Source organism: Vibrio sp. 10N.286.55.E10, from assembly GCF_002872555.1.
GTDB classification, from domain to species: domain Bacteria; phylum Pseudomonadota; class Gammaproteobacteria; order Enterobacterales; family Vibrionaceae; genus Vibrio; species Vibrio crassostreae.
In genome coordinates, this window is the sequence record NZ_MCSD01000024.1 from 406757 (window position 1) to 420561 (window position 13805).

Below are 13805 nucleotides of genomic sequence, written 5' to 3' on the forward strand. Positions count from 1 at the left end.
ACTGAGCCTTATGACCTATATGTCATTTTGACTACTAAAAATTAAGAATGACTTATCGATTTTCTGAAACCTGAGTTATTTTTAGAAACTGAGTTATTTTGACTCGTTTTCATTTCAAAAAATCGCGAAACCTGATTAATGCCACCTGATTGATTGAGATCAAGAATAGTCTGTTTAATCAGCGCTATAATTGGGCTTCGCTGTCTCTTTTGCACAATCAGTGCCAACTTTATCAATCCCCGTCATTACTGGTTTTCCTTTCAAAATACATCTTATAAAAATGTCAAAAAGACCTTTTTTTTAAGTCAATAAGACTCTATTATGTAGATAAACACACACAGTTAGAGTTTTTTATGCAAGATATCTCCGCATCTACCCTCATGGAAATGACCATTGGCCTCGCAAGTGGTGTGAACGATCAAGATCGTTTCAATCGCCTGATCGATGCCATTCGCAAAACCATAACGTGTGATTGTGTCGCGCTTTTAAGCCTTCAAGGCGACACGCTAGTACCTATAGCAATGCAAGGGCTCAGCCGAGATACATTCGGTCGTCGCTTTATCATTTCAGAACACCCTCGTTTTGATGAGATTTGCGCATCACGCTCTCCTGTTCGTTTTGATGCTGATAGCTCGCTACCTGATCCTTTCGATGGCTTACTGATCGATCATGACGGCGATCTACCAATGCACGCCTGCATGGGTTTGCCTCTGCTGTTTGGTGACAAATTGTTAGGGGTGCTAACCCTGGACAGCCTAAAACCAGATGTATTTGCGAATATTCCTGCCCGCAACCTTGAGGTGCTGGCAGCTATTGCAGCGTCAACTATGCAGATGGCACTGACCTTCTCGCAACTTGAGCATCAAGCAAAACAGTCAAAGCAATTACTGGAAGAGTTGAACGTAGAAGCCTGGGAACGTGACGGCGGCGAGTTAATTGGTAACAGTGACACCATGGTCGCGCTTAAGAACGACATTGCCGTTGTCGCACCGTCTGAATTTAATATCTTGATTCATGGTGACACTGGTGTTGGTAAAGAGCTTGTTGCTCGTACCCTGCACCATCAATCGCAACGTAAACGTAACCCGTTGGTCTACGTCAACTGTGCTGCTATTCCTGAGAACTTGGTAGAGAGTGAACTATTTGGTCACGTTCGTGGCGCGTTTACTGGCGCAGACAAAAACCGCTTAGGTAAGTTTGCGTTAGCCGATGGTGGCACACTGTTCTTAGATGAGATTGGTGAATTGCCTTTGGCCGCGCAAAGTAAACTACTACGTGCTCTACAAAACAACGAAATTCAACCTGTTGGCCAAGACAACATTCAAACCATTGATGTGCGAGTATTGGCAGCGACTAACCGAGATCTAAAGCAAGAAGTTGAAGACGGGCGATTCAGAGCCGATTTATATCACCGACTGAGTGTGTACCCTATCGCAGTACCTGCACTAAAAGATCGTGGTGACGACATCAGCCTATTAGCGGGTTTCTTCTTAGAACAAGCACGTCGTAAACTTGGTATCAACCAAGTTAAGTTCCGCTCTGACGTTCTTTCTTTCCTAAATCGTTATGGTTGGCCAGGTAACGTTCGTGAACTTGAGCACGTGATCAGTCGTTCAGCATTGAAAGCATTGGCGCGTAGCACGAATAAAAACCTGGTGACAATTACCAAGGAAGATTGTGGTCCACTCGACCAAGACCAGCCAATTGCGACGACACAGGTGAAGAACACACCGTTATCGACACCAACGATCGATCTTTCTGCAGGGCTGCGCGGTGCAACAGATGATTTTCAACGCAGTATCATTACTGAGGTATTGGAAGATGCCAATTTTAACTGGGCACAAGCAGGCCGTATTTTGAAAACAGACCGAGCAAACCTGACTCGACTGTCTAAGCGTTTAGGGCTAAATGTGGCTAAGTCTCACACGATCGAACGGACAAAATAGATATTAGCGGTTTGTTGCAAGCATCTGGCAAAACTTGTGTATATAATGCTGCAAATTGTAACGCTAATTTTAAATATGTAGAGAGAGTTATGAAGTTTATCCGTTGGTTCTTAGGTCGTGTCATCTTGTTATTGAATTTTGTTTTCAGCCCACGTGGTGTTAAGCGTTCTCAAGAAGAGCAAAGCAAAGTAAACGAGCAAGCAAAAACGCACACGTTATACCAATTCGAAGCGTGCCCATTTTGTGTGAAAGTGCGCCGCGCGATGAAACGTCAGTCGGTTCAATTTGAACTTCGTGATGCAAAAAACAACGAGCAACACCGTGCAGAGCTTGAAGCTGGCGGCGGTCGTGTGAAAGTGCCTTGTCTACGTATCGAAAAAGACGGCAAAACTGAGTGGATGTACGAATCTTCAGATATCGTGACTTACTTAGAAAAGCAGTTTGCATAAGCAATAAAGCGACAAAATCTAGATACAAAAAATCCCTCAAATGTGAGGGATTTTTTATGTCTATTATTTAGCATAAGCCGTTTCAAATGAGGTACGAAAGTTCAAACGACTACTTCGCTACGATCAGCATCAATTCTACACGGCGGTTACACGCCTTGCCTTGCGCAGAGGCGTTGGTACAAGCTGGAACATATTCACCAAAGCCACGAGTATAAATGGAGCGACTCGACACATAGTTACTCTCTAATCGAGTCTTCACTTCTTTTGCGCGCTTCTCTGAAAGCGGATCGTTGATTCGATCTGTGCCCGTATTATCAGTATGCCCTTCTATGACCACATCAATATCTTGGCGTTGAGCAAGATAGCTGCCTAGCGTATCTAGCCATTGATTATAAGCAGGCTCAGGGAATGCAGAACCTGTTTTAAAGTTCACGTGCTGCTCAAGCTTTACCATTACATGATTGCCCGGTAAAACTTCAAAATCGATACGGTTTTGTCTGAGGAAAACTTCTAGCGGATCATTGGTTGATACGCCTCGACCATAGTTGGTGGTAATGGTTGTTTGCTGACGAGAGTTGCTCTGTATTGTGTAGCCACGATTGCTCGCGACATGAGTCGTTTGAACCACACCCCATTCAGGATGCATCAAGTCGTAATCGGTTTGCGGCGCAGTTTCTAGCATATCATCGCCCAACATACCTGTTGGTAATGTCGTTTCACACCCTGCCAAAGCTATGCTTAACATTATTGCTAAATATCTCATTACTTCACCAACCACTCATGCAGATAAATCATTCACTAATGTCTATATCGGCACTGAGGGGAAAACTTTAGACGAAAACTTTCGACAAAAGAGCCTGCATCAAAAAAAGTGCTATTGATCACAGTTAACCGTCAACTAGACTGTCTTAACTCGCTAGTTCGAACTGTTTGCATTTATTTACCTTATAATTGTTTTCCAATTCGTCCTAAATAGTTAGAATCTCACGACTTCTCAACGCTAGAGCAAACATTATGTTTAAACCATTTACTAAATTCATCACAGCACTCGCTGCCGTACTTATCATCGCGGGTTGTAGTGAAACAGACGAGCCACAAAAAGGTGCTCAATACGAAGTGCTTCCTACTGCTCTAACCGAATTTAACTTATCTCCGATCACTGAAATCTTCTCTCTTAACTGTGGTCACTGCCGTCAAATGGAAAGTGCAATTCCAGAGATTGAATCTCTAACAGACCAAACCATTGGCAAGATGCACGTGACGTTTAACGAAAGCGCTCAAATCAGCGCAATGATCTACTACACAGCAGTGATGCAGCTTGATGCGACGCCTGACCACGCGTTCATGGACGACCTATTTGGTGCCGTTCAAATGGGTGCAGATGCAACACCTGAGCAGCGTCAACAAGCGCTGGAGACAGCGTTTACTTCTCGTGGTTTGGTTAGCCCATACCAACTGAACAAAGAACAGCAAGTCGCTCTTTTCGACTACGTTAAAAAAGCAGAAGAGATCTCAGTGAAAGGTCAGATCAACTCAGTACCAACCTTTATCATCAACGGTAAATACCAAGTGCTGACAGCTGGCCACCAAGACGTTGCTGGTATCGCGAAAACGATCAACTACCTTTTGACTCAACCATAATCACGGCTTAAGCCGACTGATTAACACATTCAGTTTTAACTACGAAATTCAGCACTCAATATAAATAGGTTTTACTATGTCTAAATTTGTCATCCCGGTCATTGTCTTTCTTTTGGCGGGTTTCATGATTTACCGTACTTGGACGAATCATAAGTCTGGTGCAGAAAACTTCGAACAAGGTCAACAGTTCCTTATCGAGAATGGAGCTAAAGAAGGCGTAATTACGACTGAAAGCGGCCTACAGTACCTTGTACTTGAAGAAGGTACTGGCACAGAACACCCAACTAAGAACAGCAAAGTAACGGTTCACTACCACGGTACGCTGATCGACGGCACTGTTTTCGACAGCTCTGTTGAGCGTGGCGAGCCAATCTCATTTGCCCTTAAGCAAGTAATCAAAGGCTGGCAAGAAGGCTTAACTTACATGGTTGAAGGCCAAAAAGTTCGTCTATTCATTCCAAGCACTCTAGCTTACGGCAAAGGCGGTTCAGGCCCTATCCCACCATCATCGACTCTGATTTTTGATGTAGAACTCATCTCTATCAAATAATCGAAGAGACTGATTTAAGCCCCAACATACGCGCTATGTTGGGGCTTTTTTATATCTGAACATTTGAAAGCACTTTAGCTATTTAACTATTTAACTATTTAACTATTTAACTATTTTAACAACGACCAAATATACCCTCAAAACCCACCACTAGACGACTGGTCTAATTTAAACTATAGTACCGACCATGAACGAGAAAACGAATGACACACGCCTGCATATTTTAAATGTCGGCTATCAATTAATAGTGAACAACGGCTTCAATGGCGTTGGCTTATCACAGTTGCTTAAAGAAGCGGACGTACCGAAAGGTTCGTTTTACCACTACTTTAAATCGAAAGAGCAATTTGGTGAGGCGTTAATTCAGCACTATTTTGAAAACTACATCACTAAGATTGAAGCAATTTTAGTGCACGGTGAAGGTAATCATTATCAGCGAATCCTGAGCTATTTTTCGCTATGGGCGAAGACCGAAAACGGTATCTGTAATGCTCATAAATGCTTGGTCGTTAAGCTCAGTGCCGAAGTTTCTGACCTCTCTGATCCAATGCGCCAAGCGCTGTTAAAAGGTGCTGAGAAGGTGACGAATACCATCGAGCAGTGCATTGTCGGTGGTATTACAGATGGCTCTATAAAGGTTGAAGATAGCCAAGAAGCAGCTCAGAACCTTTATTCTATGTGGTTAGGCGCAAGCTTATTAAGCAAGCTGAGCCAGAGTTCACATAGCTTACAGTCAGCTTTGAGCCTTACCGAACGAATTTTAAAAGGTGAAAGCTAATAACGCGCAGCGCGCTTTATTGGCTTTAACTTAAAACAAATCACCCGCCCTCTTATCAATTTGATGATGGCGGGATTTTTAGACAACAAGACTAGACGACTGGTCTAATTCTAAATATATAAAACATAAATTAAGGATATCCAATGACTCAACAAGGCAATCGCCGCATCGTATTGGCTTCTCGCCCAGTTGGCGCACCAACTCAAGACAACTTCCGTTTAGAGTCAGCAGCCGCGCCAAGTATCAAAGACGGCGAGATGTTACTTCGCTCAGTTTACCTTTCTCTAGACCCATACATGCGTGGTCGTATGAGCGATGCTAAATCCTACGCAGACCCCGTTGCGATTGATGAAGTGATGGTAGGCGCAACCGTATGTCAGGTTGAAGAGTCAAACCACGCTGATTACGAAACTGGCGAATGGGTTCTCGCTTACACAGGTTGGCAAGATCTTGGTGTGTCTAGCGGTGAAGGCCTAATCAAACTAGGCAAAGAACCGACGCACCCTTCTTACGCACTGGGCATCATGGGTATGCCTGGTTTTACTGCTTACATGGGCTTGCTTGATATCGGCCAACCTAAAGAAGGCGACACGCTAGTCGTTGCGGCAGCAACAGGTGCTGTAGGCGCAACCGTTGGACAAATCGGCAAACTAAAAGGCTGTCGTGTTATCGGTGTTGCAGGCAGTCAAGAAAAGTGCCAGTACGCGAAAGAGGTTCTTGGCTTTGATGAATGTATCGACCACAAAGCTGACGACTTCGCAGAACAACTGGCGAAAGCGTGTGACAACGGCATCGACGTTTACTTTGAAAACGTTGGCGGCAAGGTATTCGATGCAGTCATGCCTCTTCTAAACACAGGCGCTCGTATCCCTGTTTGCGGCCTCATCTCTCAATACAACTCGACATCACTGCCTGAAGGTCCAGATCGCATGTCTAGCCTTATGGGGATGCTGCTGGTTAAACGAATTAAGATGCAAGGCTTCATCATCTTTGATGACTACGCACACCGTTACAACGAGTTTGCTGTTCAAATGACAGAGTGGCTATCTCAAGGCAAGATGCACTATCGTGAACACTTAGTTGAAGGCCTAGAAAACGCGCCACAAGCATTCATGGGCCTATTGGACGGTCAGAACTTCGGCAAGCTTGTTATCAAAACGAACGAAGCTAAATAATTCAATAAACTGAACCCGTTAACTAGGTAAAATCATGATTACTTTACATCACCTGAATAAATCACGTTCGAAGCGCATCATCTGGCTACTGGAAGAGCTTGGTGTCGATTATCAAATCAAACCTTACCAACGAGACAGTGTCACTTTCCTTGCACCACCAGAGCTCAAGTCCGTTCATCCGTTGGGCAAATCTCCTGTCATTGAAGACGATGGTGTCGTGATCACTGAATCTGGTGCTATCACGGAATATTTAATCGACAAATACGGTCAAGGTAAGTTCGCACCAGCACGCGGTACAGCAGAATACGTCGAATATTCACAATGGCTTCACTTCGCTGAAAGCTCAGGTATTTTACCAATGTTGCTTAAGATCTTTGTGATGAAAGACGGCTGCGAGACTAACTTCCTAGGCGGTTATGCAGACGATGAAAATCAAAAGATCTTAACCTTCGTTAACGAAGCGCTTGAAGGCAAAACTTATCTTGTAGGCGAAACTCTCACTGGTGCCGATTTCATGATGTCGTTCATCGTAGAAATCGTTGGTAACTTCGGTGCAACTGCGCTTTACCCTAACATTGCTAAATACGGTAAGCTTTTGACTAGCCACCCAGCTTACCAAAAAGCAGAGCAATTAGAGTTAGAACACTCTAACTAATCAAGATTTGTTCCATTCACTGCTTTCATAGCATGAACATGACAATCTAAATGAAGCCAAAGCCGATTTATCTTCCGCTTTGGCTTCTCATTTGTCTTTATTTCGACAACAATACCGAGATCTAAACTGAATACCCATAGAGTTTGATCTTCATGTCAGCAAACCTTGCTCAATACACGCCACTGCGCACGTTAAACCAAACAGCGAATCAAGACTTGTCGCTGCCAGAGCGTTTTACATTCCCGTATTACTATACTCCGCATCCTTTGTGTGAATTAGCGATGCAGCAGCTTCAACAGTCGCTGCTGGACTGTGGTTTAAACGAAATATCGCAAGGTAACCTCTACGCTGTTCTGCTTGTTCAGAATCCAACTACGCAAGAGTTAGGCTACCTTTCTGCGTTTTCAGGTTTACAGTTAGATCCGGCTTTGGTCTCTCAGTTAAACAACATTCACTTTGTTCCACCAGCCTTCGATTCAGAACAGTTTCAATCTCAAAATAGTGCAAACCTTGCTCGCCAGTTGCAACTAGCGGATGACATTGAAAAGCTACAACAGTCACACAACCTAGACGCATTATTAGCCGAGCTTGAAGGGTTAAAAATCGAATCAGCACAAGCTATCGAAGCCTTTCAGTTAGCAATGGCCGAGAACAAAACTCAGCGAAATGAAGTCAGAGAGCAAGCAAACCAAGAAAAGGCATCGGGGAATCTAGAATCGGCGGCGAATTTGCTCAAACAATTGGGCAATCAAAGTAGCCAAGAGAAACGCGACCTAAAAGCACTTCGTATTGAGTGGAAACAGAAGATCGCAGAACGTCAATCACAAGTTGACTTGATTGAAAACGAACTGAAAAGCCGTAAGCAAGATCACCAAGCAATTTCAGAACAGTTAGAAACTCAACGCCTCTCTCACTATCGCTTTATCAATCAAACGAAGCAATCTAAAAATTTACTTGAATTACTCGATGGCAAAGATGCGCTTGAAGGCTCTGGTGACTGCTGCCTACCTAAGCTGCTTAACTTCGCTTTTGAGCACGGGTTTAAGCCGTTAGCATTATCTGAGTTTTGGTGGGGATTGCCGCCTACAGCTATCATTCGACAACACGCAAACCTCTACCCGGTTTGTCAGAGTAAAAGCTTTGAAATCCTCGAACACCAGCTAAGTAGCATTGAGTTAGAAGATAACCCACTTATCGTGAACCCTGCGGTTGGTAAGTCTTTTGATATTGTTTATGAAGACGAAGAGATCGTGGTCGTCAATAAGCCTGAAGAATTCTTGTCGGTTCCCGGCAAGTTCATCGAAGATTCTGTTTATACACGAATAAAAGCGCGTTACCCGGATGCTACTGGCCCTTTGATTATCCATAGATTGGATATGTCGACGTCAGGTTTGTTGATCTTGGCGCTCACAGCGGAGTCAAACAAGCACATTCAGAAGCAGTTCATTGATAGAACAGTAGAGAAGCGCTACACCGCTTTGTTAGATGGTGAGATAACTGGCGAATTTGGCGATATCAGCCTGCCCTTGCGCGGTGACATCACAGACAGACCAAGACAACTGGTTTGCCATGAACACGGCCGAAACGCAGAAACCCATTGGCAAGCGGTAGGCACTCATAATGGGAAAACCAAGGTTCACTTGTACCCTAAAACAGGGCGAACCCACCAGTTGCGAGTGCACTGTGCTCATCCATTAGGGCTTGGTGTTCCGATTCGTGGTGACGACTTATACGGATACAAACGCGAGCGCTTACACCTGCACGCTGGCTACCTAAAGTTGATTCACCCAACAACTGGAGAATGGATGGAGTTTGAAGTGCCTTCTGAGTTCTAAGTTATTTTGTCGAACTAAAACTCTTATCTCACTAAATATTCGATCTCGTAAAACGCATCAAGGTTCTACATCTGCTTCAGATATAGAACCCTGATATTTAATTTTTAATGTGCTTATCACAGCTCAGTAGCGTATTTTCGTTACTAACTTCAATACTGCAGACGCCTAGCCCATTACATCTTTGCGCTGATCAACGCATTCAAAAGAGCCCATTTCGAACTCACGACAGATCCATGGTCGGTTTTCATAGATAGTACACATCAGTGTTTCTCTATCTACCGCAGAACACCAACCGTCATCTAAGCGCTTCATGGTTTCACCGCCCCACTCATCGTAAGCGATGTGCTCTTCAGGTACGCCCGTATCTGTGATGATCATAACCTCTAAACGACAACAGCATGCCTGACAATTGGCACAGGTTACTTCGGGTTCGGTTACGTTCTTTATCTCTATCGTCATAAGTGACTACACTGCTAAATTTTGCGTATAGTAATCGAAACCGCCCGCTACGGCTAATAAAGATGGTACGAAGCGGTGTTTTCATTGATGTAAAAAAAACAATGGGCGCTGTGATTCACTCACAACACCCATATGTTTCCACTTTTGATTGCGGCTTATCGCTACAAGCTCTATTTAGAATAGGCTCGCGAAGAACAGCTTAACGTAGTCCATTAAACGTTTGAACAAACCGCCCTGCTCAACCGCTTCCAGCGCGATCAAAGGCTGAGTTTGAACATCTTCACCATCAACGGTGTAATGAACCACACCTAGAGTTTGACCTTCTGCAATTGGCGCTTTCAGTTCAGAGTTAAGCTCGATAGATGCAGTCAGCTTTTTACTGTCTGATTTAGGCAAGGTAATGAACGTGTCTTCTGCCACACCTAGTTTCAATGTGTCTTGCTCACCAAACCATACTTTCTCTTCAGCCACTTGATCGCCGCCTTTGTGCGGGTTTAGTGTATCGAAGAAACGGAAACCATAGCTCAACAGCTGTTTACTGTCTGATTCACGGCTCTTAACGCTTGATGCGCCCATCACAACCGCAATAAGTCTCATCTCACCTTGTGTCGCTGAACTCGCCAAACTGTAGCCAGCACCAGAGGTGTAGCCCGTTTTCATGCCATCAACGGTTAAGCTTCTATCACGCAACAAGCCATTACGGTTGTGCTGTGTGATGCCGTTGTAACTAAAAGAACGCTCACTGTATAAGCCATACACATCCGGTAAATCACGAATAATGGCACGACCGAGTAGCGCAATATCATAAGGAGTCGAATAGAGATCATCGGCGTCTAAACCATGTGCATTGGCAAAATGGGTATTTTCTAGCTTCAGAGATGTAGCCCAAGAGTTCATAAGGTCGACGAATGCATCTTGTGAACCTGCAACGTGTTCTGCAATCGCAACACTCGCATCGTTACCGGATTGAATAATCAAGCCACGATAAAGGTCCATCATTGCTACATCTGTGTTTACTTCGATGAACATTTTTGAAGAGTCTGGGAAGTTCTTCGCCCACGCGTTTTCGCTGATTCGTACCTGATCATCAGCAGAAATGTTGCCTCGCTTCATCTCTTGTCCAGCTACATAGCTGGTCATCAGTTTGGTCAAACTCGCTGGGTTTAACTTAGTGTGTGCATTTTTTTCTACCAGCACATCACCAGAATTAAAATCAATTAACACATACCCTTTTGCGCCTAGGCTAGGTGGGCTTGGTACTATAGAAGGTGCTGCGATAGCTGCATTACTTACCATCGCTGCGTTACTTACAATGAATATACTTAATAGAGGGAGAGAGTATTTGGAAAACAGTTTCATTGAATCAAACCTAAGTTAACGTTTTGAGCAGTATAGACAAATGCCAGCAAAAGAAGCGCGAACTTTACGTTGCTTTACGTATTTGTACCGTTCGTTACAAATAAAAAAGTATAATCTGCGATCTGACCATATTTTCAACAACTAATATTGACTCAACGAATGTGTCCAACACCTAACTCTATCGCTCAGGCATGCGTCTAAATAACATTTCAACAAAGCCAGTAGCGCGCTGTTTTCTTTCGCTTGGCTCTAAATCAGTTTGGATGCCAGACTGTGCTAATGCTTGCCATTGTACGACCTCAGAGTTAGGCACGAAAAACGCAATGTACAACGAACCTTTCTCCGCTACTTTACCTTCACCATCATAAAATGGCACACCAGTAGATAGCTTGATCGCATCAAAGATCGACTCATCGTTCAGTTCCGATTCTTCCGCCAACCCAAAACCGACAACAACATCGCCAACACCATCCTGTTTTAACTGGTAACCTTTATTAGAGAGTTGCTCTTGAATCGACTCACGCACTAAATCGGTAACCACAGTTTCATCGTATTTTTGAGAAAGGTAAACCTGCTCTGATTCAGGGTGCCACGAGTACGTCATCACTCCGTGTTTCATGAACTCAAAATCACCACTGGTGACCACACCATAATTGTGCGTTGGCGGCAATTCTTGAGTGGTACATGCTGTCAGTCCAATCGCTATCAAAGCTAGCTGCGCTACTTTTCTTATGCTTTTTGTTGCACAAATGGATCGTTTTATCATTCGTGGAGCCCTTACCCATATAAGAATAACTATCAATTCAACCTCCAACATAAATAGTAATTATGTTAATAGAAAGGTCATTAAACGTTTGCGTAATCGCTAACCTTCACTTCTGTCTGTTTTGGGGGTTTAATCACAAAAACAGAGTTGGTATAGTTCATCCCGTTAAACAAAACCAGACCATTCGAGGCACGGAGCTTCCTCAATCATCTCATGAAGAGAAGAATTGGTACCGACAAAGTATCGGCAAATTTAAGAGGGTCAAACAATGGAATTCAATATGGTTGAAATTTTAGGTTACGCTGCGTCTATTATGGTCGCAATTTCATTAACAATGAAAGATATCGTTCGTCTGCGTGTCCTTAACTTTATTGGCTGTGCACTCTTCACAGCATACGGCATCATGATTGACGCATGGCCAGTTGCAGCCACCAATGGTTTTATCGCTTGTGTAAACATCTACTTCCTTGCAAAAATGCAAAAGGAAAAAAAAACGGAAGCGATGAAAGCAGCGAAAGCTTAAATTAGCGATTAGCATTTCAAATAATTCTGAAAAAGCCCAAATAGAGCGATCTATTTGGGCTTTTTTGTATCTGTCGGTCTCAAGCACGATTTGTGTACATCAAATCTTCACTCACATCGAAGGTTTCAACCACTCACATGTAAGCAACGCGATATTCACTCTCTCGATACGCTTGAGTGTTATTGCGTCCACTCTCTTTGGCTTGATAAAGCGCTTTATCGGCTTTATCGATAGCGGTTTCAATATCAGTCAGTGCCGGAGCATGGCAACAACCAGCGCTGATTGTCACCGGAGACACCAAGCCTTGAAGTTGCTCAACACATAGCCGTAACGCCTCTGATAGTTCAAATAACTCATGTTCATCACAATCAAACGTCACTAAAATAAGCTCTTCACCACCATATCGTGCAATCAAACGACGGCGGTTAGCAAATCTCTTGAGTGATTTTGCGACCGCACAGATAACCCGGTCACCTTGAGCGTGACCATATTGATCATTCACCCGCTTGAAATGGTCAATATCAAGCAAGATGATACCAACATTCGTTATCGGATAAGGTGAACTTTGAGTAATCTTCAGTTTTAGGTGCTCGATAAAGCTCCGTCTGCTAGGAAGCCCTGTAAGGTAATCAAGACTCGCAACATCCAAAACTTTGAGATGGCGATGCCGCAGGTAAAGCACCAACACGATAATAATGCTCAGTAAACTTACAACCAAAGCCATCAAACTAATAAACAGGAGGCTGTGATTTCGATTAAGCTCTTGTTCTAAGATACCTGCAGAAATGACCCAATTCAGATAAGGGTAAAACTTGTAGAAGATGTTTTTATTTGTCGTGCCATTGTCACTAGAAATCGAATAACTGAAGTGACCTTCGGGTTTGGTGGCGACTCGATCAATAAGCAGTTCAGACGAGTAGCCTATTAAGGATTTCAATGATTTATGTTCATAATCCGGATGAAGCACTAAGTTACCTTGCAGATCAACAATGTACACATATCCGCTCTCACCGAACGCGTACTTTCTTAGCTTGTCTTTTAAACCTTCAAGATCGACCAAATACATCAATTCTTCTTTATAAGTCGTCGCGACCAATGTATTGCCACTCGGAAGCCTCATCGAATAAGCGACTTTGGCTCGGCGGTTTATTTCATGAGGATTGGCGTGAAAGTATTCGATCATACCAGAGCCAATACTGAGCTGTTTTTGAATATGAGTAAGGTGACCGCGCTTCTTACCTTGTAAGAATGGATGATAGAGGTGGACACCTTGCGGAGACATCAAATAAATATAACCCGATTGTCCAATGTGCAATTCACTGGCAATTTGGCTTACCTGTTCAATTTCTTGCTCTGGCGTGGCATGCCATACATGAGACGCAACGGTATCCGTGATTCCTTTAAGATATGTCTTTATCGCCTCATTAACTGTGGTATCGACAATATCGTAGCTCGCATTCACAATCGTACGAAAAAACAGTTGGTTAGATTCTAATAATGACCTTTCAGTTCGATTAAATTGAACAGCGGAAAGAATCATCGACACGACGGCGAGCGCAATGGAAAAATTAAGAATGTACTTACGTCTGACCTTCAAGATTACCCCATAGATTTATAATTTCAGGTAACGCTGTGATTTCTTTTATATACAGATTGTTTTATATCATAT

The 13805-nt window shown here is 43.5% G+C and carries 14 protein-coding genes; 9 read left to right on the top strand and 5 right to left on the bottom strand.

Annotated elements, in window-relative coordinates; translation table 11 throughout:
• The first annotated feature begins 353 nt into the window (after positions 1-353).
• Positions 354-1946 (top strand): nitric oxide reductase transcriptional regulator NorR, encoded by a 1593-nt coding sequence (gene norR, locus BCV39_RS15730; protein WP_048660055.1) that lies wholly within the window; start codon positions 354-356, stop codon positions 1944-1946.
• Positions 1947-2035: 89 nt separating this feature from the next.
• Complete coding sequence (locus BCV39_RS15735) at positions 2036-2395, top strand: glutaredoxin (RefSeq protein ID WP_017062638.1); 360 nt, start codon at positions 2036-2038, stop codon at positions 2393-2395.
• 109 nt (positions 2396-2504) lie between these two features.
• Here the strand turns inward: BCV39_RS15735 and BCV39_RS15740 are convergent, their stop codons facing one another.
• Positions 2505-3140 (bottom strand): OmpA family protein, encoded by a 636-nt coding sequence (locus tag BCV39_RS15740; RefSeq protein ID WP_102433488.1) that lies wholly within the window; start codon positions 3138-3140, stop codon positions 2505-2507.
• A 269-nt stretch (positions 3141-3409) separates the two neighbouring features.
• Between BCV39_RS15740 and BCV39_RS15750 the strand changes: the two genes are divergently transcribed.
• From BCV39_RS15750 to BCV39_RS15775, 6 genes are all read left to right on the top strand, one after another.
• Positions 3410-4036, top strand: coding sequence for a thioredoxin domain-containing protein (locus tag BCV39_RS15750; protein ID WP_102433487.1), 627 nt, complete (start codon positions 3410-3412; stop codon positions 4034-4036).
• A gap of 76 nt (positions 4037-4112) precedes the next feature.
• Positions 4113-4586: an FKBP-type peptidyl-prolyl cis-trans isomerase gene (locus BCV39_RS15755; protein ID WP_019821974.1), complete on the top strand. Its 474-nt coding sequence runs from the start codon at positions 4113-4115 to the stop codon at positions 4584-4586.
• Between the two features lie 187 nt (positions 4587-4773).
• The gene (locus BCV39_RS15760) at positions 4774-5364 is read left to right on the top strand and encodes a TetR/AcrR family transcriptional regulator (RefSeq protein ID WP_048662606.1); all 591 of its coding nucleotides are present in this window, start codon (positions 4774-4776) and stop codon (positions 5362-5364) included.
• 143 nt (positions 5365-5507) lie between these two features.
• Complete coding sequence (locus BCV39_RS15765) at positions 5508-6539, top strand: NADP-dependent oxidoreductase (protein WP_102433486.1); 1032 nt, start codon at positions 5508-5510, stop codon at positions 6537-6539.
• A 34-nt stretch (positions 6540-6573) separates the two neighbouring features.
• Positions 6574-7194 carry a glutathione S-transferase gene (locus tag BCV39_RS15770; RefSeq protein ID WP_102433485.1) on the top strand — a complete coding sequence of 207 codons (621 nt, stop codon included), beginning with the start codon at positions 6574-6576 and terminating at the stop codon, positions 7192-7194.
• A gap of 152 nt (positions 7195-7346) precedes the next feature.
• On the top strand, positions 7347-9029 hold the full coding sequence (locus BCV39_RS15775) for an RluA family pseudouridine synthase (protein WP_102433484.1): 1683 nt from the start codon (positions 7347-7349) through the stop codon (positions 9027-9029).
• A gap of 165 nt (positions 9030-9194) precedes the next feature.
• Here the strand turns inward: BCV39_RS15775 and BCV39_RS15780 are convergent, their stop codons facing one another.
• From BCV39_RS15780 to BCV39_RS15790, 3 genes are all read right to left on the bottom strand, one after another.
• Positions 9195-9488, bottom strand: coding sequence for a YkgJ family cysteine cluster protein (locus BCV39_RS15780; RefSeq protein ID WP_080967419.1), 294 nt, complete (start codon positions 9486-9488; stop codon positions 9195-9197).
• Between the two features lie 174 nt (positions 9489-9662).
• On the bottom strand, positions 9663-10847 hold the full coding sequence (locus tag BCV39_RS15785) for a D-alanyl-D-alanine carboxypeptidase family protein (RefSeq protein ID WP_048606313.1): 1185 nt from the start codon (positions 10845-10847) through the stop codon (positions 9663-9665).
• A 178-nt stretch (positions 10848-11025) separates the two neighbouring features.
• Positions 11026-11613 carry a DUF4136 domain-containing protein gene (locus BCV39_RS15790; RefSeq protein ID WP_048662602.1) on the bottom strand — a complete coding sequence of 196 codons (588 nt, stop codon included), beginning with the start codon at positions 11611-11613 and terminating at the stop codon, positions 11026-11028.
• A gap of 268 nt (positions 11614-11881) precedes the next feature.
• Between BCV39_RS15790 and BCV39_RS15795 the strand changes: the two genes are divergently transcribed.
• Positions 11882-12136 carry a YgjV family protein gene (locus tag BCV39_RS15795; RefSeq protein ID WP_017068159.1) on the top strand — a complete coding sequence of 85 codons (255 nt, stop codon included), beginning with the start codon at positions 11882-11884 and terminating at the stop codon, positions 12134-12136.
• Positions 12137-12269: 133 nt separating this feature from the next.
• Here BCV39_RS15795 and BCV39_RS15800 read toward each other — a convergent pair whose 3' ends face one another.
• Positions 12270-13733 (bottom strand): sensor domain-containing diguanylate cyclase, encoded by a 1464-nt coding sequence (locus BCV39_RS15800; RefSeq protein WP_102433483.1) that lies wholly within the window; start codon positions 13731-13733, stop codon positions 12270-12272.
• Positions 13734-13805: the final 72 nt, after the last annotated feature.